The following is a 20,317-nucleotide window of genomic DNA, read 5'->3' as shown; positions in this document are numbered from 1 at the left end:
CCCCCACCTCTGGTTGATCATGAAGTTGGCGGTGCGACACGCCGCGGCCGCCGGACGGTAACGTGATGATCGCCGGGCTGGCCCGGGCGGTCGGGTCGGCGGTCTAGCAGATCAGGTACGGCCGTGGGTGACTGTCCACAGGGCCTGTCGTCGTCCACAGCGGACGGGCTGTCCGTGTCGGCTTGGTCGTCGCGTCGGCATGCTGGCGACATGCGACAACGGGTGCGACGTGCGACGGTGTGGTGTGCGGCCCTGCTGGCCATCGGCGTGCCGGCAGCACCGGCGACGGTCGGCGCGGTGACGCCCACCGCCGACTCCGGGCACCGTCCGGTGTTCCGCTGGCCGGTCGACGGGACGCCGCGCCCGGTGCGCCGCTTCGACCCGCCGCCGCTGCCGTGGCAGGCCGGTCACCGCGGCGTGGATCTGGCCGCCGCGCCGGGAACCACGGTGCGGGCGGCCGGGCCCGGGACGGTCCTCTTCGCCGGTCCGGTTGCCGGCCGGCCGGTGATCACCGTCGGGCACGCGGCGGGCCTGCGGACCACCTACGAGCCGGTACGACCCGACGTACGTCCGGGCGACCCGGTGCCGGCCGGTGCGCCGCTCGGCACCCTGCTGGCCGGGCACCCCGGCTGCCCGGTGGCGGGTTGCCTGCACTGGGGGCTCCGACGCGACGCCGAGTATCTCGACCCGCTGGCGTTGCTGGGGCTTGGTCCGGTCCGGCTGTTGCCCGTCGACGCCGACCGGGGCTCGTACCCGCCGGACGGGACACGGCCGGCGTCGGGCGTCCAATCTGTTGGCGGATCGGCGGCGCCCGGATGGGGCGACCGGCGTCGGGCAACCGGCTGCCGGTGCGGGCAGCGCCGGCCGCGAAGCGGGTCAGCCCCGGGCGAGCAGCGCGGGCAGCCGGGCGGCCAGCCGCTCGTACTCGTCGGGGGTGTTGTAGACCTGCCCGCAGAGCCGTAGCCAGCCCCGATCCTGCCAGGCGGCCACCGACACCTCCGCCGAGAGCCGTTCGGCGATCCGGGCTCGCAGCGCGTGGGCGGCGTCGAAGGTGGTGACGACGCCCGGCGGCAGCGGGACGAGCCGCATGGCAACCCCCGGCCCGCCCGGGTCCGGCAGGTCGGCCGGTGCGACCCCGAGCGCTGCCCCGACCACCTGCTGCCCGTACGCGGCGAGCGCGGCGTTGTGCGCGCGTACCCGGTCCAGCCCGAGGCTGCGCAGCGTGAAGAGTCCGGCCGGGGCGCTCAGCCAGCCCGTGTAGTCCAACGTCGCCTGCCATTCCACACTGTGGGGGAATCCGGCGTGCTGTTCCCAGGAGACGACCAGGGGCTCGATCCGTTCCCGCCACCGCGGTGCGACCACCAGCGCGGCGGTGCCGCGCGGCGCGTACGCCCACTTGTGCAGGTTGCCCACCCAGAAGTCGGCGCCGACGGCGGTCACGTCGACCGGGAGCATGCCCGGAGCGTGGGCGGCGTCCACCAGCACCGGCACCCCCCGCTCCCGGGCCACCCCCACGACGGCCGCGACCGGGAAGAGCCGGGCGGTGGGCGAGGAGATCTGATCGATGACGAGCAGCCGGGTACGGCCCGGTCGCAGGCCGTCCCGGACGATCTCGACGATCTCCTCGTCGGTGGCGGACAGCGGCACCCGCAGCGCCCTGGCACCCGCCCCGGTCCGCCGGCACTCCCGGGCGACGCAGAGGTCGACCGCGCCGTACCCGTGGTCGGTGGTGAGCACCTCGTCGCCGGGGCGCAGGCCGATCGACTGCAGCACGATGGCGGCGCCGGTGGTGGCGTTGCCGACCAGCGCGGTGCCGTCCGGGTCGGCGCCGAGGAAGGTGGCCACGTGCCGGCGGGTGTGGGTGATCCGGTCGACCAGCCCCTGGCTGAAGAAGCGCAATGGGTTGGCCTCCATCTCGTCGCGCAGGCGCTGCTGGGCGCGCTGCACGGCGACCGGCACCGCGCCGAACGAACCGTGGTTGAGGTGACTGACCGCCGGGTCGAGGGAGAAGAGCAGTCGGGCGCCGGGAATCGGCTCGGGCGGCCGGACGACGGTCATGCCGCGATCGTATCCTTGATCGGTTTGTCGACCTCCGGTCCGCGGGCCCGGGTCAGGCGCGGGGATGGGCCTGCCGGTACGCCGCCCGCAGCCGCTCCACCGACACGTGGGTGTAGATCTGGGTGCTGCCGAGCGACGAGTGCCCCAGCAGTTCCTGCACCGCCCGCAGGTCCGCGCCGCCTTCGAGCAGGTGGGTCGCCGCCGAGTGGCGCAGCCCGTGTGGGCTGACCCGGGGCAACCCGAGGTCGGCGGCGTAACCGGCGACGATCCGCCGCGCGGTCGTCGGGTTCAGCCGCCCACCCCGGGCGCCGAGCAGCAGGGCAGTTCCCGATCCTGGCCCGGCCAGGGCCGGCCGACCGGACCGCAGCCAGTCGTCGATCGCCCGCTGCGCCGGCACCCCGTAGGGCACGGACCGCTCCCGGCCGCCCTTGCCGAGCACCCGCACCACCCGCCGGCCCTGGTCGACGTCGGTGACGTCCAGGCCGCACGCCTCGCTGATCCGCACTCCGGTGCCGTAGAGCAGCTCCAGCAGGATCCGGTCGCGCAGGCGGACCGCCTCGTCGCCGACACCGACCGCCCCGGCGGCGGGTCGAGCCGCCCCGACGGGTCGGACCGTCTCGTCGCCGGGTCGAGCCCGGTCGTCGCCGGGCCCGGCGTGGGAGTCGACGGTTCCGGTGCCGGTCGCGCGGGAGGCCCGGGCCGGCGCCTCGACGAGGGCGGCGGCCTGGTCGGCGCGGAGCACCGTCGGCAGCTCCCGGTGCCCCTGGGGACTGGCCAGCGCGACGGCCACATCCGTGGCGAGCAACCCGTTGCGATGTGCCCACGCGCTGAAGGTCCGGGCGGTCGCCGCCCGCCTCGCCAGCGAGCGACGTGCCGCGCCCAGCGTCCGCTGCTTGGCCAGCCAGCTGCGCAGCACGGTCAGCTCCAGGTCGGCCGGCGTGGCGCAACCCATCCGGCCGGCGTGGTCGAGCAGCGAGACCAGGTCGGCCACATAGGCGCGCACGGTGTGTACGGAGCGGTTGCGTACCCGGGCCAGATGGTCGGCGAAGTCGTCCACCGCCTCCCGCATCGCCGGCGGCAGCGCCTGGTGCCTGCTGCGGGTACTCTCGCGGCTCATCGTGGCGGTCAGGCCAGCGCGTTCGCCACGGCGACCCGGGCCGGGTCGGGGTTCGACCAACTCCAGTTCGGATGGGCGCGGTTGGTGAGCAGCACCAGTACCATCCGCCGGTCGGGCGCGACCACCAGTGAGGTACCGGTGAAGCCGGTGTGCCCGAAGGCGGTGGGGCTGGCCAGCCCGCCCATGAACCAGGGCTGGTCGAGCACCACGCCGAGACCGTGGTCGGCGGTGCGGGCGGGACGCTCCGGGTCCACCGCGGGCAGCCCGACGGTGGCGTTGCGCAGCATCCGTCGTACGGTGCTCGCGGCGAGGATCCGCTGCCCGCCGTACGTGCCGCCGTCCAGCAGCAGTTGACCGACGACGGCCACCTCCTCGGCGGTGCTGAAGATGCCGGCGTGTCCGGCGATGCCGCCCAGCTGATTGGCCACGTCGTCGTGTACCACGCCGCGCAGCAGCCCACGGGAGGAGCGGGCGTCGGTGGCGACCAGACGGGCGGCCCGGTCGGTGGCGCTGAGCCAGGTGTTCGGGTTGAACCCGGTGTGCCGTAGTCCCAGCGGCTCGGTCAGGCCGACCTTCAGGGCGCGGTCGAGGCTCTGCCCGGTCACCTTCTCCACGAGCCTGCCGACGACCATCAGGCCGACGCTGGAGTAGCGGAACACCGTGCCCGGTACGGCCCCGCTGACCAGCGGCGTCGCGAGCACCGCGCGCCACCGTTGTGCGATCGTCGAGTAACCGGTCACCTTCGCCCCGACCGGCAGACCGCTGGTGTGGGCCAGCAGCATCGCGACCGTGACGGCCGACTTGCCGGCGCCGGTGAAGTCGGGCAGGTACCGGAGCACCGGCGCGTCAAGGTCAATCCGTCCCTTGTCGACCTGCTGAAGCGCGAGGATCGTGGTGTAGACCTTCGTGATCGAGGCCAGGTCGAAGATCGAGTCCGGCCGCATGGCGACGCGTTTCGCGGCGGGCAGCAGCACCGCGCCGGCGTCGTAGCGCAACGCCTCGCCTGCCGCGAGATGGTCGGTCGGTACGCCGTCGACCTGCGCGAGCACCACCGCGCCCGGGTACGTGGGATGTTTCGGGTTCTCCGTGGTTGGCTGCAGGTACCGGTGCAGCGCCGTGGACAGGGCGCGGGGCCGCGCGGCGGCGGTCGGCCCGGCGCCGGGGACCCGGGGTGCCCGGCCGGACGCCGCGCCGCCCTGGCCGCCCTCCGAGGAAGGCACCTGCCAGGAACCCGACCGGGCGGCGGGCCGGTTCTCCCCGCAGCCGGTGAGCCCGACGGCGGCGGCGAGTCCGAGACCGAGTATGGAGCGGCGCTGAACAGGCATGGCCGCGATCCTCTCACCGGCCCACGCCGGTGGGCCAGGGCACGCCGACCGTCGTCGCCGGGCAGCTGGCCCGAACCCCGGCCGTGCCGGCGTCGACGGCGGCTGCCACGCCCCGGTGAATCCGGGCGGATCGACGCTGGCCCGGAGGTGACGACGGCGGTAAGACTGGACGGCAGGGACGGCCCACCGCGCCGGCATCGCACCGCCGGGGGTGGGTGCGCCGACGGGAGGAGGACCCTCATGGGCCTGGACGTCGTCCTCTACCGACTGGTGCCCCGCGGTCCGGCTCGCCCGCCGTACCCGGTCGCCACCCAGCTGGTGGCCGACCCGGACGATCTGCTGCTCGACCTGGTGAACCGGGGTCGGGGCGGCGGTGCCACCCCGCTGTTGGACCAGGTCGGCCCGGCCGGCGACCTCGTGGTGGGTGCGCAGCGAGCCCTCCATCTCCTCGCCGAACTGGACCGCCTGGCCGAGGCCGCCCGTACCCGGGCCGAGACCGACCAGCTCCGCCGGGTGGTGGCGCTCGTGCGGCGCTGCACACGCCAGCGTGACCTGGAGATCCGCTTCGAGGCGGACTGAGCCGCTCATCCCGCCGCTGACCCGGAGCATCCCGACGGTGACGGCTGCCCGGTCGGGGCCGCGGTGGCCCGCGCCGCCGAGCCACCCGACGGCGGCGGGGCGAGGGCGTACCCGCCGCCGTCCCGGCGGACGACCAGCGACAGCTCCTCCAGCAGAGAGAGCTTCCGCAGCGCCGTCCGCAGGTCCACCCCGGCGCGGGCCGCCAGGGCATCGACACTGAGCGCGCCGCGCCGCGGCAACGACTCCAGCACCAGGGCCGCCTCGTCGTCCAGTCGATCGGTCGGACGTTCGGCGCCGCGCGCCGGTGGCGCCAGGTCCTCGCCGATGCGGCCCACCTCCTCCAGCACGTGCGCCACCCCGGTCACCAGCCGGGCGTGCTGCCGCTCGCGCAGCAGCTCGTGCGCGCCGACCGACATCGCCGAGGTCACCGGGCCCGGGACGACCATCGCCCGCCGGCCCATGGCCAGCGCCCGGTGCAGGGTCTGGGTCGCGCCGCTGCGGGCCGCCGCCTCCACCAGGACCGTCCCCCGGGTGGCCGCGGCGATCACCCGGTTGCGGATCAGGAACCTCGGGCGCAATGGATCGGAACCGGGCATCCACTCGCTGACCAGCAACCCCGTATCGGCGATCCGGTCGAACAACGCCGCGTTGCCCATCGGGTAAGGGCGGTCCACCCCGCAGGCGAGCACCGCCACGGTCACCCCGCCGGCCGTCAACGCGCCCCGGTGTGCGGCGGCGTCGATGCCGAACGCGCCGCCGGAGACCACGGACCAGTCCCGGTCGGCCAGCCCGTACCCGATCTCGGTGGCGACGTGGATGCCGTACCCGGTGGCCGCGCGGGCGCCGACCACCGCTACCGAGCGGTCCAGGGCCTCGCCGAGCGGCCATCCGCCGCGTACCCAGAAGCAGAGCGGCGGCGCGGTTTCCAGGTCGACCCGGCGGGTGGCGCCGGCCAGGACGAGCCGGTGCAGGTCGTTGAGCTGGGCGGGCCACTCGTCGTCCTCCGGGGTGAGGATCCGGGCGCCGACCCGCTCGGCCCGGGCGAGGGCGTCGGTGGCGACCGCCCGGGGGTTTCCCGCCGGCAGGCGCGCGGCCACCGCCTCGCGCAGCCGCCGGTCCGACGCCCCGCCGTCGCACAGCAGGTCCAGCGTGGCCACCGGGCCGAGCCGCTGGACCAACCGGTACACCGCCCAGGTGCCCGGTTCGGTGAGCCAGGTCAACGCGATCCGGGCCAGCAGCCGCTCCTCCCGCGCGCTCATGTCCCTTCCCCCGTTCTCAGTTGAATGGCCTCCAGCACGTCCTCACGCCCCGGCCGGTCCCGGCCGTCCAGGTCGGCGATCGTCCAGGCCAGCCGGATGATCCGGTCGAACCCCCGGGCGGAGATCGCGCCGGAGTCGAGCCGAGCGCGCAGCTCGGCGGTGTCCCCGGCGGGCAGCCGCCACGGCGGCCGGCGCAGATACGGGCCGGGGATCTCGGCGTTGAGCCGGCGGCCGGTCGGCTCCCACCGGGCCGCCGCCGCCCGCCGGGCCGCCGCCACCCGGGCCGAGACGTCGGTCGACGACTCACCGGCACCGACGGTCTCCAGCAACTCCGCCGCCCGCACCGGCAGCAGCTTCACCTGCAGGTCGATGCGGTCGAGCAGCGGCCCGGAGAGCCGGCCCAGGTAGCGCCGCCGGGCCAGCGGGCTGCACTCGCAGTACGCGTCGCCGGCGGGCTTCGCGCACGGGCAGGGGTTCGCGGCCAGCACCAGTTGGGTGCGGGCCGGGTACTCGGTGCCGCCGCCGCTGCGGGCCAGTTGGACTCGGCCGTGCTCCAGCGGTTGCCGCAGTGCCTCCAGCGCGCCCTTGCTGAACTCGGGTGCCTCGTCGAGGAAGAGCACGCCCCGGTGGGCCAGGGAGACCGCGCCGGGCCGGGCCAGCCCGCTCCCGCCGCCGACCAGCGCCGGAACGGTCGCGGTGTGGTGCGGCGCCTGGAACGGCGGACGCCGCACCAGCCGCCCGTCGGGCGGGAGCAGCCCCGCGATCGAGTGCAGCGCGGTGACCTCCAGCGCCGCGTCGTCGTCCAACTCCGGCAGGATCGACGGCAGCCGCTCGGCCAGCATCGTCTTGCCCGCGCCGGGCGGCCCGAGCAGCGCCAGGTGATGCCCGCCGGCGGCGGCCACCTCCAGCGCCCGCCGACCCAGCCCCTGACCGGCCACGTCGGCCAGGTCCGGCCCGCCGGGATCGCTGCGCGGCGGGTCGGTCGGTGCGGCCAGCAGCGGGCTGCCGTCGCGGACGTACGAGACCAGCCGGTGCAGCGTGTCGACGGCCCGGACCCGGACACCGGGGACGACTCCCGCCTCCCGGGCGTTCTGCACCGGGACGACGACCCGGTCGTGCCCGGCCCGCGCCGCCGCGGCGACCATCGGCAGCACCCCACGCACCGGGCGGACCGTCCCGTCCAGGCCCAGTTCGCCGAGGACCACCACCCCGTCCAGCGGGGTGAGGGGCAGTTCCCCGGAGCCGCCGAGCACGGCCGCCGCGATGGCCAGGTCGAACGCCGAACCATGCTTGGGCAGCGCCGCCGGCAGGAGGTTGAGCGTGATGCGCCGGTTGGGCCAGCGCTGCCCGGAGTTCACGATGGCGGCGCGGACCCGGTCACGGGCCTCGTGCAGCGCGGTGTCGGGCAGCCCGGAGATGGCCACCGCGGGCAGCCCCGGCGACAGGTCGGCCTCCACCTCGACCAGGTGCCCGGTCACCCCGACCAACCCCACGCAGAGCACCTTGGCGTAGCTCACCGCGCTCCTCCCGGCGTCGCCGGAGCACGGCGGCGGGGTCGGTGGATACCCGGTCGGCCCATCAGAACGCGTCCTTGACGTGTTCGACCAGTGCCGGACCGGCGGCCGGCAGGCGGACCGCGAGCACGTCGAAGCGCACCTCGTCGGCGGTGACGCCGCTCTCGGCCAGCCAGCGGGCCGCCAGGCCACGCAACCGGCGGGCCTTGCGTGGCACGACGGCCTCGGCCGGGGTGCCGTAGTCGCCGGTGCGTCGGGTCTTCACCTCGCAGAAGGCGAGCACCGGGCCGTCCCAGGCGATGATGTCGATCTCGCCGTCCGGGCAGCGCCAGTTGCGGGCGACCGGACGCAGGCCCGCTCCGATGAGGTGGCGCAGCGCACACCGTTCGCCGTACGCGCCGACCGCCTGGTTCCGCTTCGTCATGCCGCCGAGGATGTGGTGTCGACCGGTCACCGGGTCGCCCGCACCTCGGGGGCTGTGGACGACGCGGCGGCCTGTGGACGGCTACCTGATCATGTGGGCGGTGTGCTATCGGGCGGTTCGCGCACCCGGCGGACCGACGACGCGACGGAGGCGTACACTGGGCGACTGGCGACCGCCTCGCGCGGTCGACCTCGCGCGCCCTCTCCACGGTTCCGTGGGGCGACGGTCTCCCTGGTCCCGATCCCGGTCGGGCCCACCATGGCCGGCGACCGGGCGCCAGGACACCCGGCCGCCGGCCGGGTGGGACAACCAGGGATCAGAGGGAGTACCCCACCATGGCCGTCGTGACCATGCGTCAGCTGCTGGAAAGCGGTGTCCACTTCGGGCACCAGACCCGGCGCTGGAACCCGAAGATGAAGCGCTTCATCTTCACCGAGCGCAACGGTATCTACATCATCGACCTGCGCCAGACCCTCGACTACATCGAGAAGGCGTACGACTTCGTGCGCAACACCGTCGCCGAGGGCGGCAGCATCCTCTTCGTCGGCACCAAGAAGCAGGCCCAGGAGGCCATCGCCGAGCAGGCGACCCGGGTCGGCCAGCCGTACGTCAACCACCGCTGGCTCGGTGGCATGCTGACCAACTTCCAGACGGTGTACAAGCGGCTGCAGCGGATGAAGGAGCTGGAGGCCCTGGGTGACCTGAGCGGCACCGCCGCCGGTTACACCAAGAAGGAGACCCTGCAGCTGTTCCGCGAGAAGACCAAGCTCACCAAGACCCTCGGTGGCCTGCGCGACATGCAGAAGCTCCCGGCCGCGATCTGGGTGATCGACACCAAGAAGGAGCACATCGCCGTCGACGAGGCCCGTAAGCTGGGCATCCCGGTGATCGCCGTGCTCGACACCAACTGCGACCCGGACGAGGTCGACTTCCCGATCCCGGGTAACGACGACGCGATCCGCTCGGCCGAGCTGCTGACCAGGGTTGTCGCCGCCGCCGTGGCCGACGGCCTGATCGCGCGGTCGGGCCGCCGCCGGGGCGCCGACGAGAAGCCCGAGGCGGGCCAGGTCGGCGCCGACGAGCCGCTGGCCGAGTGGGAGCGCGAGTTGCTCGAGGAGCCGAAGAAGGCCGACGAGCAGGCGCCGGCCGAGCAGCCGGCGGCCGAGCAGGCGCCGGTCGAGCAGGCGCCGGTCGAGCAGGCGCCGGTCGAGCAGCCGGCGGCCGCCGCCGCGGAGTGACCGCCCCGTCGCGTCCCCGCCGTCCGGTTCGGCCGGCGGCGGGGAGCGGCGGGTACGCCGGGCACATCCGGCCCGGATCCGGGTGACCGGCATCCAGACCATCCCACCGCAGTTCCGACACGACACCGAAGAGAGAGTCATGTCCAACTTCACCGCCGCGGACGTCAAGAAGCTCCGCGACCTCACCGGCGCCGGCATGATGGACTGCAAGAAGGCGTTGACCGAGGCCGAGGGCGACTTCGACAAGGCCGTCGAGATCCTGCGTGTCAAGGGCGCCAAGGACGTCGGCAAGCGGGCCGGGCGCACCGCCGCCAACGGCCTCGTCGCGCACTCCGGCCACGCGCTGCTCGAGCTCAACTGCGAGACCGACTTCGTGGCCAAGAACGAAGCCTTCATCGCGCTGGCCCAGCAGTTGGTCGAGCACGGCGAGCGCAGCGGCGTGAGCAACGCCGAGGAGCTGCTCGCCTCCGAGCTCGACGGCCGGACGGTGGCCGACCTGGTCCAGGAGCAGTCCGCCAAGATCGGTGAGAAGCTGGTGCTCAACCGCTTCGCCAAGCTCGACGGCACCACCGCTGTCTACCTGCACCGCAAGAGCCAGGACCTGCCGCCGGCGGTCGGCGTGCTGGTGCAGTACACCGGCACCGCCGGCGCGAGCGCCGGCCAGGCAGCCGGCGACGAGGCGGCTGACTCGGACGCCCGTGGGGTCGCCATGCAGATCGCCGCGATGCGGCCGAAGTACCTCACCCGCGACGAGGTGCCGGCTGAGGTCGTCGAGTCCGAGCGGCGCATCGCCGAGCAGACCGCCCGTGAGGAGAACAAGCCCGAGGCGGCGCTGCCGAAGATCGTCGAGGGTCGGGTCAACGCCTTCTTCAAGGACTACGTCCTGCTGGAGCAGGCCTCGGTCGCCGACAACAAGAAGACCGTGAAGCAGGTGCTGGCCGAGGCCGGCATCGAGGTGACCCGCTTCCTGCGGTTCGAGGTCGGCCAGGCCTGATCCGCCGGACCGGGCGCATGGCGCGTCCGTGGGCAGGGAACGTCGACGAGGAGGCCGCAGGTGTACGTGACAGGCACCTCGGCCTCCTCGTCACATAGGGTCGGCAACGGCAGCTGAGCGGTACGCGGCGCGCGGGACGTGCGCCCGGGGAAGGGCGGGGCGGATGACGCAGGTTGTGAGTGACCGGAGCCTGGAGGCGAGCGATCCGACGGCGCCGCCCCCGGGGCGGACCCGCCGGGTGGTGCTGAAGCTTTCCGGTGAGGTCTTCGGCGGCGGCGCGATCGGCGTCGACCCGGACGTCGTGCAGGCCATCGCCCGGCAGATCGCCACCGTCGTCCGGCGTGGCGTGCAGGTCTCCGTCGTCGTCGGCGGCGGCAACTTCTTCCGCGGCGCCGAGCTGCAGAAGCGCGGCATGGACCGGGCCCGGGCCGACTACATGGGCATGCTCGGGACCGTGATGAACTGCCTGGCTCTGCAGGACTTCCTGGAGAAGGAGGGCATCGAGACCCGGGTGCAGAGCGCGATCACGATGGCCCAGGTCGCCGAGCCGTACATCCCGTTGCGCGCTATCCGGCACCTGGAGAAGGGCCGTGTGGTGATCTTCGGGGCCGGCGCCGGTATGCCGTACTTCTCGACCGACACGGTCGCCGCGCAGCGCGCGCTGGAGATCCGCGCCGACGTGGTGCTGATGAGCAAGAACGGGGTGGACGGCGTGTACACCGCCGATCCCCGGGTCGACTCCACCGCCAGCAAGTTCGACTCGATCACCTTCTCCGAGGTGCTGCGCCGCAACCTGCGGGTGGCCGACGCCGCCGCGTTCAGCCTCTGCATGGAGAACGGTCTGCCGATGCTGGTCTTCGGCGCCCAGGGCGACGACACGATCATCCGGGCGGTCGGGGGCGACAAGATCGGTACGCTGATCACCGCCTGAACGGCCCCGCCGGCCCCACCGTGGCGGTCCTCCGACGGGCCGCCGCCACAGCCCACGACGAGCAACAGAAGGAGGCGAGGAGACCGGTGATCGACGACACCCTCCTCGAGGCCGAGGAGAAGATGGAGCGTGCCATCGAGCACGCCAAGGAGGAGTTCGGCGGGATCCGTACCGGTCGCGCCAACGCCGCCATGTTCTCCCGGATCGTGATCGACTACTACGGCAGCCCGACGCCGTTGCCGCAGATGGCCTCCATCGGGGTCCCCGAGCCGCGCATGGTGATCATCAAGCCGTACGACAACTCGCAGCTCAACGCGATGGAAAAGGCGATCCGCGACTCCGACCTCGGGGTGAACCCGAACAACGAGGGTAACCAGCTGCGCATCCTGCTCCCGCAGATGACCGAGGAACGCCGCCGCGAGATGATCAAGGTGGCCCGGCACAAGGGCGAGGAAGCCAAGGTGGCCGTCCGCAACATCCGCCGCAAGGGCAAGGAAGAGTTGGACCGCCTGGTCAAGGACGGCGAGGTCGGCGAGGACGAAGGCCGGCGCGCCGAGAAGGAACTCGACGACCTCACCCAGCGATACGTCGCCACCGTCGACGAGTTGGTCAAGCACAAGGAAGCGGAACTGCTCGAGGTCTGAGCGCCCTCGCCGTACCCGTGGCACCGGTGTGCCGCCCGCCCGTCGCAGGCGGTGGGACGCCGGTGCCGCTGGCGTCGCACCCTCGCCGCCGTCGCGGCGGCGAGGGTGGGCGGGTCATCGTCCACCCTGTCCGGGGGAGCGGTGCAGTAGGCTCGGCACGATTCCCGACCACCGCGCGGTGAACGCCGGGGATCGGCCGGTCGTCGGGCCGGCCAATCGGACGGAACACCTCACGTGTGTAGGGGATGGCTTTGGTTTTGCGTCATGTGGTGGAACTCGTACCGTCGTCTGGTGCCTGATGTACCACCCCGACCCCTACGGCGGCACCGAGCCGCGTGGCTGGAACCGGCCGGAGCGCCCCTCGGCGCTGCCCTGGCCGGAGCGGGACGTCGAGCCCTGGGGCCGGCAGCCCGCCTCCGAGCCGTACGCCGGGCCGCAGGCCCGCCCCCGCCCGCGTGACCGAGGTCCGGACGGTCCGGACGTCGACCCGTACGAGCCTGCCTGGGACGACCGGGGCGTGCCGTACGGCACGCGCGAGGACGGCCTCTCCCCGTCTCCGGGCGAGGCGCGTGACCGCTCCCGGGCCGGCCGCCACCACGACGGCCCGCCCGCTCCGCCGTCCGGCCAGCCGGGCACCGGCCCGACCACCAGCACACCGAACGCCGGCCCGACCCGGGCACCGGGCACCGGGCCGATCAACGCACCGCAGCCCGGGCCGATCAGCGCGCCAGGCTCCGGCCCGATCAACGCGTTGAGCACCGGGCCGACGGAGGTTCCCGGCGCGGGTCGTGGCCCGGTCCGACCGGTGTACGACGACGCGCCGACCGCGTCGCTGGCCCCGGTCCGCGACGTTCCACCGACCTCGTCGCTCGCGCCGGCGCGGGACGACGACGCACCGACCGCCCAGATTCCGCCGGTCCCGGCGGAGATCGACGAGGAGGCGCAGCCCTCGCCGACGAGGCGGTCGCCCGGTAGGCGCCGAGCCTCGGCGGAACGGCCGCCGACGCAGCAGCCCGCCGCCGGTCGGGCCGGGCGTGATCTCCCGGCGGCGATCGGGGTCGGTGTCGGGCTGGGCGCGTTGATCCTCGTACCCCTCTTCGTCTACCGCCAGGGGTTCCTGGCCGTGGTGGCCGCGGCGGTCGGTGTCGGCATCTGGGAGATGGTCCGCGCGGTACGCCGCAGCGACGCCCACCCGCCGCTGGTGCCGCTGGTTGCCGGCGGGGTGCTCACCGTGGGGCTGGCCTGGTTCGCCGGCCCGGACGCGCTCAGTCTCGGGCTGCTGGTCACCGTGCTCGGCACGATGATCTGGCGGCTCGGCGACGGCCCGGCCAACTTCCAGCGGGACATCACGGCGGCCACCCTGATCGCGGTGTACGTGCCGTTCCTCGGCGGGTTCGCGGCGCTGCTCGCGGCGGTTCCCGACGACGGGCACCTGCGGGTGCTGGTGACCCTGGTCGCGGTGGTGCTCTCCGACACCGGCGGGTACGCCGCCGGGGTCGCCTTCGGCAGGCATCCGATGGCCCCGTCGATCAGTCCGAAGAAGTCCTGGGAGGGCTTCGCCGGTTCGGTGACCGCGGCGGCGGCCGGCAGTGCCCTGCTGGTCTGGCAACTGTTGGATATCTCGCCCTGGTGGGGGGCGGTGTTCGGGCTCGCGGTCTCCGGTGCGGCGGTCCTCGGCGACCTGGCCGAGTCCATGATCAAGCGTGACCTGGGCGTGAAGGACATGAGCAATCTGCTGCCCGGGCACGGTGGCCTGATGGACCGGCTGGACTCGATCCTCTTCGCCGTACCCACCGCCTACCTGCTGCTGGCGGTCTTCGTGCCGGTGGTGAGTTGAGGAATGAATCACGCGCGGCTGTCCGCCCGGCCTGCCCGGTCGCTGCGGATTCGGCACTTCCGGGCAGGTGAGTTCGCCGAACGGCGTGACAGACTGGACCGGTCATGACGAGCCTGCCTGTGATTCCCGTAGACCCCGACGCCCCCGGCCGCCGGCCCGCGATGCCGCCCCGCCACCTCGCCGACCTGGATCTGCCCGGGCGTCAGGCGCTGGTGACCGAGTTGGGTGAGCCGGCCTTCCGCGCCAAGCAGGTCTCCCATCACTACTTCGGGCGGCTGGTACGCGACCCGGAGCAGATGACGGACCTGCCGGCGGCGACCCGCAAGAGGATCGCCGGCGGGCTGCTGCCCACCCTGCTGCACCCCGTGCGCGAGCTGGCCTGCGACGACGGCGCCACCCGCAAGGCGCTGTGGCGGCTGCACGACGGCGCGTTGGTGGAGAGCGTGCTGATGGGCTACCCGGACCGGGTGACCGTCTGCATCTCCAGCCAGGCCGGCTGTGGCATGGCCTGCCCGTTCTGTGCCACCGGCCAAGCCGGGCTGACCCGCAACCTCTCCACCGCGGAGATCGTCGACCAGGCCGTCTACCTGGCCGGTGTCGCCGCCTCCGGGGTGGTGGCGGGTGCGCCGCCGCGGCTGTCGCACGTTGTGTTCATGGGGATGGGCGAGCCGCTGGCCAACTACTCGCGGGTGGTCGGCGCGATCCGCCGGCTGGTCGCGCCGGCGCCGGAGGGGCTCGGGCTGTCCCAGCGGCACATCACCGTTTCCACGGTCGGGCTGGTTCCGGCCATCCGCCGACTGGCCAGCGAAGACCTCTCGGTGACCCTTGCGCTGTCGCTACACGCCCCCGATGATGATCTGCGCGACGAACTCGTGCCGGTCAACCAGCGCTGGAAGGTAGCCGAAGTGCTGGACGCAGCGTGGGACTACGCGGCCCGGACAGGGCGCCGCGTGTCGATCGAATACGCGATGATCAAGGATGTGAACGACCAGCCGTGGCGGGCCGATCTGCTCGGTCGGCTGTTGGCCGGCAGATTGACCCACGTGAACCTTATTCCGCTCAACCCGACGCCGGGCAGTCGCTGGGACGCCAGCCCCAAACCGGTCGAGCGGGAGTTCGTCCGGCGGTTGCGGGATGCCGGGGTGTCCACGACGGTGCGGGACACCAGGGGGCGCGAGATCGACGGCGCGTGTGGGCAACTGGCTGCCGCCGAGGACAGGGACACCGACGCGCCTCGCGGGCGTGACCGGGCGTAGCGGTACGAGACCAGGAGACATAGTGGCGAGTCAGGGTCAGCGTTTCCGGCGCAAAGCGCTCCGCCGGGGCTACAAGGTCGACGAGGTGGACGCCTTCCTGGACCGGGTCGAGGCGACACTGGCCGGCCAGCCGGTGGGCGCACCCGTTGCCTCCCAGGAGGTCCATGACGTCGTCTTCCGGGTCCGCTTCAACGGGTACGACGAGTGGCAGGTGGACCTGCACCTGGACCGGGTGGAGCGGCAGCTGGCCGAGCTGGAGGAGCGCGGTGGCCTGGGTGGCCGCAGCGGTGACCTGCGCGCGGCGGCGGATCGGGTCGGCCCGCCGATGCGCGACGACCACCGTTCGGCCCCGCCCGTCCCGCAGCCGATGCCACCGCGTGCGATGCCGGCGCAGCCCGGCCCGGCCGACCGCTACGGCAACCGGTACGACGAGCCGACCGGTGCCTACGCCGGCGGGTACGACGCCCCACGGGGCGGGTACGACGAGCCGACCGGTGCCTACGCCGGCGGGTACGACGCCCCACGGGGCGGGTACGACGCGCCGCGTGGCCCGGCCGGTCACGGTGGCCAGTTGGGGCACGGCGGCCCGATGGGCCCCGGTGGGCCGGGTGGCGGCCACGGTGCCCTGCCGCAGCGCGGCCTGCCGCCCGGGCAGGGCGGGTACGGCCAGGATGAGCCGCGGTTCGATGGTTTCGAGGCCGGCCGGCACGGTCGCGCCGACATGACGGCCGAGATTCGGATGTCCGATCGGGAGCTGCGTGATCTGCGGGGTCGTGGCCCGGCCGGGCCACCTCCCATGTCTCAGCAGGGGCCGGGTGGCCCGCCGATGTCCGGTCCGGCGATGTCTGGCCCGCCCATGTCCGGCCCGCCCATGTCTGGCCCGCCCATGTCCGGTCCACCGATGGTGGGTCCGCCGATGGCCGGCCCGCCCGGCAGCGACCTGTACCGGGTGGACCAGATCCGGCGCAGTTTCCAGGTGCGGCGCTTCGGCAGCGGGTACGACCCGGACCAGGTCGACCGCTTCTTCGAGGCGTTGCTCGGCGGGATGCAGGGCCGTAACCCGATGCCGGTGAATCCGCGTGACCTGGACACTCTGCGGTTCGGGCTGGTGCCGGGTGGCTATTTCGAGGCCGAGGTCGACGCCGCTCTCAAGGACGTACAGGACATTCTGCTCGGTCGCTGACCGGCCGGGTCGACATGCACGAGGGCCCATTCCCGGTGGGGGAGGGCCCTCGTGATCGTGCGTCGTCGCCCGCGTGGTGAGCCCGGCGTCCGGGCGCCCCGACGCGCGGGGTCAGGAGCGCAGGCCGTTGCGGCGCAGCACCGCGTCGCCGATGACGATCGCCAGCAGCAGCGCGGCCAGACCGACCAGCCAGAGGTCCTCGACCCTGCCCTCGTGGTTGCCGCAGAGCATCGCCAGCAGCGCCAGCGCGGAGAGCACCGCGCCGATGCGCCCGGACTTGCGGTGCCCGGGCTTGTGCTGATCTGGCGCGGTTACCGGCTCGCTTCCTGCCACTGTCGGTCCTTCCCTCGCGATCGGATCTCCGAGTAGTCTGGCACGCCCCGCACCGGGGCCGGTGCGGGGTCCGCCCTGATGGCGGTACGCCACCCGGGAACCCCCGGCCGCGCTCCGGTCCGCCGGAGTCCACGGGAGTTCCGCGGGAGGTCCGCGAAGGTCCGGTGGACCTCCGGCAGGACGGGCACTACCGGCGTCGCGGGACGACGGACGCAGCGCCTCCGGTAGCGTCTTCGACGTACACCTTGGATTGCCTTGTGCGAGGGGGACTGCGGTGCGAGTGACCGGTACGGGACATGCCAGCATGCGGATCGACACGGCCGCGGGCAGCATCCTGTGCGATCCGTGGGTCAATCCCGCCTACTTCGCCTCGTGGTTTCCTTTCCCGGACAATTCCCTGCTCGACTGGGAGACCCTGGGCCAGGTCGACTACCTGTACGTCTCGCACCTGCACCGGGACCACTTCGACGCCGCCCACCTGCGGCGGTACGTGTCGAAGGACGCCACCGTCCTGCTGCCCGAGTTCCCCACCTCAGAGATGGAGGACGAGCTGCGGGAGTTGGGCTTCACGAAGTTCCTCAAGGCGCCGAACGAGCAGGTCGTCGAGCTGGACGGTGGCCTGAAAATCATGATCCAGGCGTTGACCAGCCCGACCGACGGCCCGATCGGTGACTCCTCGCTGTGGGTGGAGTACGACGGGGTGCGGCTGCTCAACCAGAACGACGCCCGCCCGAGCGACCTCAGCGTCTTCGCCGAGCTGGGCCACGTGCACGCGCACATGTTGCAGTTCTCCGGCGCGATCTGGTACCCGATGGTGTACGAGCTGCCGCAGGCGGCGAAGACCGCGTTCGGCAAGCAGAAGCGGGACCGGCAGTTCGACCGCACCTGGCGCTACATCGACGACCTGAAGGCCGACCACGTCTTCCCGATCGCCGGCCCGCCCTGCTTCCTCGACGACGCGCTGTGGCAGTTCAACGACATCCACGGCGACGAGGGCAACATCTTCCCCGACCAGTCGGTGTTCCTCTCCGAGTACGCCAAGGTCGGCGGCACCAACGGCGTCGTGCTGCTGCCCGGCAGCGTCGCCGAGATCAGCACGGAGTCCTGCGAGACCACCCACCCGGTGCCGGTCGAGGAGTTCTTCGCCAACAAGGTCGCGCACCTGGAGGAGATGCGGGAGCGCAAGCGCGGCGTCATCGAGGCGGAGAAGGCGTCCTGGCGGCACCCCGAGGTGGACGTGCTCGGCGAGATGAAGCGCCGGATCGAGCCGCTGCTGGACGAGTCGATCTACCTGGCCAAGGGGGTCGGCGGCCCGGTCCGCTTCGACCTGGTCGGCTACGACGGTGAAAGCGTCGAATCGATCGTGGTGGACTTCCCCGGCAAGGAGGTCCGCCGGTACGCCGACGAGAAGGTGCGCTACCGGTTCCGTACCGAGCGGGCGCTGGTCGAGCACCTGCTGTACATCGGCGAGGTGGACTGGGTGAACTCGCTCTTCCTGTCCTGCCGCTTCTCGGCGGCCCGGATCGGCCAGTACAACGAGTTCGTCTACGCGTTCTTCAAGTGCCTCTCCACCGAGCGCCTCCAGTACGCCGAGGGCTGGTACGACGAGCACGAGCGGGTCAGTGACGCCGAGGACATCACCCTCGGCGACTGGGTGGTGCAGCGCCGCTGCCCGCACCTGAAGGCGGACCTGACCCGGTTCGGCATCGTCGAGGGTGACCAGCTCACCTGCCAGCTGCACGGTTGGAAGTTCGACCTGTCCAGCGGCCGGTGCCTGACCAGCGTCGGCCACAAGATCCGCGCCCACCGCGCCGACGCGAACACGCCGGCCCCCGCTGGCGGGGCGGCCGGCTGACGGGAGGTCAGCGGCCCAGGTCGGCGAGGATCCGCTGGGCGGCGTTGTGGCCGGCGGCCCCGATGACGCTGCCGGCCGGGTGGCAGCCGGCGCTGCCCGCGTAGACGCCGTCGACGCCGGTGGCGTACGGCATCCGGTCGGTGAACGACACGGTGTTGTCGACGTGGTGGATGTGCCCGCCGGTGATGCCGAAGTGCCGCTCGATGCCGGGCGGGGGCAGCGGCACCGCGTCGGCGATCAGGTCGGCGGTGCCCGGGGCGTACCGTTCGCAGATCTCGACCAGCCGGGAGACGTACCCGGGCAGCGCCTCCTCCCAGGTGGTGTCGGCCAGTTCGTAGGGGACCGACTGGACGAACAACGCCGACGAGTGGTGCCCGGCGTCGTCGGCCAGCGACGGGTCGACGGTGGTGTGCAGGTACCACTCGATGGTCGGCTCCGCCGGCAGTCGGCCGGCCCGCACGTCCGCCCACATCGCGCGCAGCGCCGCCATCGGTGCCGCGCCGCCGCCGTCGACCAGCGAGGAGGAGCCGGGCAGCAGGTGGATGGTGGAGCCGAACGGGCTCGGTGCCCCGGCCGGCAGGCAGGAGAACCGGGGTAGCCCGGTCAGCGCCAGGTTGAGCTTGAGGGTGGTGCCGGGGCGGCGGACCGCCGCCATCCGCGTGCCGAGCCCCGCCGGGAGCGCGCCGTCGGGCAGCAGCCCGATCAGCCGGTACGGGTCGCAGGCCCCCACCACCACGGTGGTGGCGACCTGCCGGCCGTCGGCGAGCACCACCCCGCTGGCCGCCCCGCCGTCGAGGGTGATCGCGGTGACCGGCGTACCGGTGCGGATGTCGGCGCCGGCGGCGCGGGCGGCGTCGGCGAAGACCCGGGACACCGTGCCCATGCCGCCCTCGGCGATCATCCAGGTGCCGTCCGAGCCGGGCAGCCGGCACATGTTGTGCACCAGGAAGTTGTGCCCGGTGCCGGGGTCGTCCGGGCCGGCGTTGACGCCGGACAGCCCGTCGGTCACGGCGTACATGCTGACCAGCAGCTCGGAGCGGAACTCGAAGCGGGCCAGGTGGTCGGCGACCGAGCCGTGGACCAGATCGACGAAGACCTGTCGCAGGGCGGGGCGGACGTAGCGTTCGGCGGTCTCGTGCACCGGTAGCGGCTCGGCCAGCCAGGCCGGAGCCAGGTCCGCGCGCAGCGCGGCCAGTTCGGCCTGGAGCGCGTCGTCGGCGGCCACGTCGGCGGGGGAGAACATCTGGGCGAGCTGCCGCCGGGTGGCTGCGGTGTCGCTGCCGAAGAGCAGGTACGGCGCGCCGGGGCCGCCCGGGGTGGGCAGGAAGTAGTGCGGGTCGCGGCGCAGCACCGGGATGCGCACGTCGAGCGTGGCGAGCAGTTCCGGCGGCATCAGCCCGAGCAGGTACGACCCGGTGGAGTGGCGCAGCCCGGGCACCTTCGGGAACGGGTTCTCGGTGCGGGTGGCCCCGCCGATCACGTCGGCGGCCTCCAGCACCAGCACCGTCAGACCGGCGCGGGCCAGCAGGGTGGCGCAGACCAGCCCGTTGTGGCCGGCGCCGACGACCACGGCGTCGGCGCGGGCCGGCAGGTCACTCGCTTCGCTCATGCCCGGCCAGCCTAGCGCCGATGGGCTCCGCCCGGGAGGCTGAATGGACCACCCGACCCGCCGTGCCGGACGCGAACCGCCTTGGGATAGTTGACGCCGATCACTGCGGGGCCGGTCGACGGCCACCGCCGTGACGGTCGATGAGGGGAGCGGGGGATGTT

The 20,317-nt window shown here is 73.3% G+C and carries 18 protein-coding genes; 10 read left to right on the top strand and 8 right to left on the bottom strand.

All coding sequences use genetic code 11. The annotated features are described in order from the left end of the window. Positions 1-210: 210 nt before the first annotated feature. On the top strand, positions 211-963 hold the full coding sequence (locus E1182_RS18840) for a murein hydrolase activator EnvC (RefSeq protein WP_132267077.1): 753 nt from the start codon (positions 211-213) through the stop codon (positions 961-963). On the opposite strand, the gene E1182_RS18835 is transcribed toward E1182_RS18840, so the two are convergent. From E1182_RS18835 to E1182_RS18825, 3 genes are read right to left on the bottom strand one after another with little or no spacing between them, the layout of a single operon-like run. Next, a complete protein-coding gene (locus E1182_RS18835) occupies positions 877-2,058 on the bottom strand; it encodes an aminotransferase class V-fold PLP-dependent enzyme (RefSeq protein ID WP_132267075.1) in 1,182 nt (393 codons plus the stop codon). The two genes, E1182_RS18840 and E1182_RS18835, sit on opposite strands and share 87 nt — an antisense overlap. A 52-nt stretch (positions 2,059-2,110) precedes the next feature. Further along, positions 2,111-3,175, bottom strand: coding sequence for a tyrosine recombinase XerC (locus E1182_RS18830; RefSeq protein ID WP_132267073.1), 1,065 nt, complete (start codon positions 3,173-3,175; stop codon positions 2,111-2,113). Between the two features lie 8 nt (positions 3,176-3,183). Further along, the gene (locus E1182_RS18825) at positions 3,184-4,500 is read right to left on the bottom strand and encodes a serine hydrolase (protein WP_132267071.1); all 1,317 of its coding nucleotides are present in this window, start codon (positions 4,498-4,500) and stop codon (positions 3,184-3,186) included. Between the two features lie 240 nt (positions 4,501-4,740). On the opposite strand from E1182_RS18825, the gene E1182_RS18820 reads away from it, so the two are divergent. Continuing rightward, complete coding sequence (locus E1182_RS18820) at positions 4,741-5,079, top strand: hypothetical protein (RefSeq protein WP_132267069.1); 339 nt, start codon at positions 4,741-4,743, stop codon at positions 5,077-5,079. Between the two features lie 5 nt (positions 5,080-5,084). Here E1182_RS18820 and E1182_RS18815 read toward each other — a convergent pair whose 3' ends face one another. The 3 genes from E1182_RS18815 to E1182_RS18805 all read right to left on the bottom strand — a co-directional run bounded on the left by E1182_RS18815 (position 5,085) and on the right by E1182_RS18805 (position 8,276). Further along, complete coding sequence (locus E1182_RS18815; protein WP_132267066.1) at positions 5,085-6,338, bottom strand: DNA-processing protein DprA; 1,254 nt, start codon at positions 6,336-6,338, stop codon at positions 5,085-5,087. Then, a complete protein-coding gene (locus E1182_RS18810; protein ID WP_132267064.1) occupies positions 6,335-7,855 on the bottom strand; it encodes a YifB family Mg chelatase-like AAA ATPase in 1,521 nt (506 codons plus the stop codon). The genes E1182_RS18815 and E1182_RS18810 overlap by 4 nt, the downstream gene beginning before the upstream one ends. A gap of 61 nt (positions 7,856-7,916) precedes the next feature. Next, positions 7,917-8,276, bottom strand: coding sequence for a YraN family protein (locus E1182_RS18805; protein WP_132267061.1), 360 nt, complete (start codon positions 8,274-8,276; stop codon positions 7,917-7,919). Between the two features lie 335 nt (positions 8,277-8,611). On the opposite strand from E1182_RS18805, the gene rpsB reads away from it, so the two are divergent. The 7 genes from rpsB to E1182_RS18770 all read left to right on the top strand — a co-directional run bounded on the left by rpsB (position 8,612) and on the right by E1182_RS18770 (position 16,359). Then, positions 8,612-9,514 carry a 30S ribosomal protein S2 gene (rpsB, locus tag E1182_RS18800; RefSeq protein WP_132267059.1) on the top strand — a complete coding sequence of 301 codons (903 nt, stop codon included), beginning with the start codon at positions 8,612-8,614 and terminating at the stop codon, positions 9,512-9,514. Positions 9,515-9,653: 139 nt separating this feature from the next. Next, on the top strand, positions 9,654-10,508 hold the full coding sequence (gene tsf, locus E1182_RS18795; protein WP_132267057.1) for a translation elongation factor Ts: 855 nt from the start codon (positions 9,654-9,656) through the stop codon (positions 10,506-10,508). A 163-nt stretch (positions 10,509-10,671) separates the two neighbouring features. Continuing rightward, on the top strand, positions 10,672-11,439 hold the full coding sequence (gene pyrH / locus E1182_RS18790) for a UMP kinase (RefSeq protein WP_132267055.1): 768 nt from the start codon (positions 10,672-10,674) through the stop codon (positions 11,437-11,439). A gap of 86 nt (positions 11,440-11,525) precedes the next feature. Continuing rightward, positions 11,526-12,083 (top strand): ribosome recycling factor, encoded by a 558-nt coding sequence (frr, locus tag E1182_RS18785; RefSeq protein ID WP_132267053.1) that lies wholly within the window; start codon positions 11,526-11,528, stop codon positions 12,081-12,083. A 298-nt stretch (positions 12,084-12,381) separates the two neighbouring features. Continuing rightward, positions 12,382-13,920: a phosphatidate cytidylyltransferase gene (locus E1182_RS18780; protein ID WP_207921441.1), complete on the top strand. Its 1,539-nt coding sequence runs from the start codon at positions 12,382-12,384 to the stop codon at positions 13,918-13,920. Between the two features lie 104 nt (positions 13,921-14,024). After that, positions 14,025-15,176, top strand: a complete 1,152-nt coding sequence (rlmN, locus tag E1182_RS18775; protein WP_132267048.1) for a 23S rRNA (adenine(2503)-C(2))-methyltransferase RlmN — start codon at positions 14,025-14,027, stop codon at positions 15,174-15,176. Positions 15,177-15,198: 22 nt separating this feature from the next. Continuing rightward, positions 15,199-16,359, top strand: a complete 1,161-nt coding sequence (locus E1182_RS18770; protein ID WP_132267046.1) for a DivIVA domain-containing protein — start codon at positions 15,199-15,201, stop codon at positions 16,357-16,359. Positions 16,360-16,470: 111 nt separating this feature from the next. On the opposite strand, the gene E1182_RS18765 is transcribed toward E1182_RS18770, so the two are convergent. Continuing rightward, positions 16,471-16,692: a DUF2631 domain-containing protein gene (locus E1182_RS18765; RefSeq protein WP_132267044.1), complete on the bottom strand. Its 222-nt coding sequence runs from the start codon at positions 16,690-16,692 to the stop codon at positions 16,471-16,473. Positions 16,693-16,966: 274 nt separating this feature from the next. Here E1182_RS18765 and E1182_RS18760 point away from each other — a divergent pair, with 274 nt between their 5' ends. Further along, positions 16,967-18,547, top strand: coding sequence for a Rieske 2Fe-2S domain-containing protein (locus tag E1182_RS18760; RefSeq protein WP_132267041.1), 1,581 nt, complete (start codon positions 16,967-16,969; stop codon positions 18,545-18,547). A gap of 7 nt (positions 18,548-18,554) precedes the next feature. On the opposite strand, the gene E1182_RS18755 is transcribed toward E1182_RS18760, so the two are convergent. After that, the gene (locus E1182_RS18755; protein WP_132267039.1) at positions 18,555-20,156 is read right to left on the bottom strand and encodes an NAD(P)/FAD-dependent oxidoreductase; all 1,602 of its coding nucleotides are present in this window, start codon (positions 20,154-20,156) and stop codon (positions 18,555-18,557) included. Between the last annotated feature and the right edge of the window lie 161 nt (positions 20,157-20,317).

Origin of the sequence: Micromonospora sp. KC721 (assembly GCF_004348355.1) — a bacterium.
Lineage (GTDB): Bacteria > Actinomycetota > Actinomycetes > Mycobacteriales > Micromonosporaceae > Micromonospora.
Note: the sequence above shows the minus strand (reverse complement) of the source record. Positions and strands in the feature narration are given on the sequence as shown.

What these genes read in the sequence shown, in the direction of transcription:
- pyrH (WP_132267055.1), top strand. Translation starts at nt 10,672, where the DNA reads ATGACGCAGGTTGTGAGTGACCGGAGCCTGGAGGCGAGCGATCCGACG.
- E1182_RS18755 (WP_132267039.1), bottom strand. Translation starts at nt 20,156, where the DNA reads ATGAGCGAAGCGAGTGACCTGCCGGCCCGCGCCGACGCCGTGGTCGTC.
- E1182_RS18815 (WP_132267066.1), bottom strand. Translation starts at nt 6,338, where the DNA reads ATGAGCGCGCGGGAGGAGCGGCTGCTGGCCCGGATCGCGTTGACCTGG.
- rpsB (WP_132267059.1), top strand. Translation starts at nt 8,612, where the DNA reads ATGGCCGTCGTGACCATGCGTCAGCTGCTGGAAAGCGGTGTCCACTTC.
- E1182_RS18820 (WP_132267069.1), top strand. Translation starts at nt 4,741, where the DNA reads ATGGGCCTGGACGTCGTCCTCTACCGACTGGTGCCCCGCGGTCCGGCT.
- E1182_RS18805 (WP_132267061.1), bottom strand. Translation starts at nt 8,276, where the DNA reads ATGACGAAGCGGAACCAGGCGGTCGGCGCGTACGGCGAACGGTGTGCG.
- E1182_RS18840 (WP_132267077.1), top strand. Translation starts at nt 211, where the DNA reads ATGCGACAACGGGTGCGACGTGCGACGGTGTGGTGTGCGGCCCTGCTG.
- tsf (WP_132267057.1), top strand. Translation starts at nt 9,654, where the DNA reads ATGTCCAACTTCACCGCCGCGGACGTCAAGAAGCTCCGCGACCTCACC.
- E1182_RS18830 (WP_132267073.1), bottom strand. Translation starts at nt 3,175, where the DNA reads ATGAGCCGCGAGAGTACCCGCAGCAGGCACCAGGCGCTGCCGCCGGCG.
- E1182_RS18780 (WP_207921441.1), top strand. Translation starts at nt 12,382, where the DNA reads ATGTACCACCCCGACCCCTACGGCGGCACCGAGCCGCGTGGCTGGAAC.
- E1182_RS18835 (WP_132267075.1), bottom strand. Translation starts at nt 2,058, where the DNA reads ATGACCGTCGTCCGGCCGCCCGAGCCGATTCCCGGCGCCCGACTGCTC.
- E1182_RS18825 (WP_132267071.1), bottom strand. Translation starts at nt 4,500, where the DNA reads ATGCCTGTTCAGCGCCGCTCCATACTCGGTCTCGGACTCGCCGCCGCC.
- rlmN (WP_132267048.1), top strand. Translation starts at nt 14,025, where the DNA reads ATGACGAGCCTGCCTGTGATTCCCGTAGACCCCGACGCCCCCGGCCGC.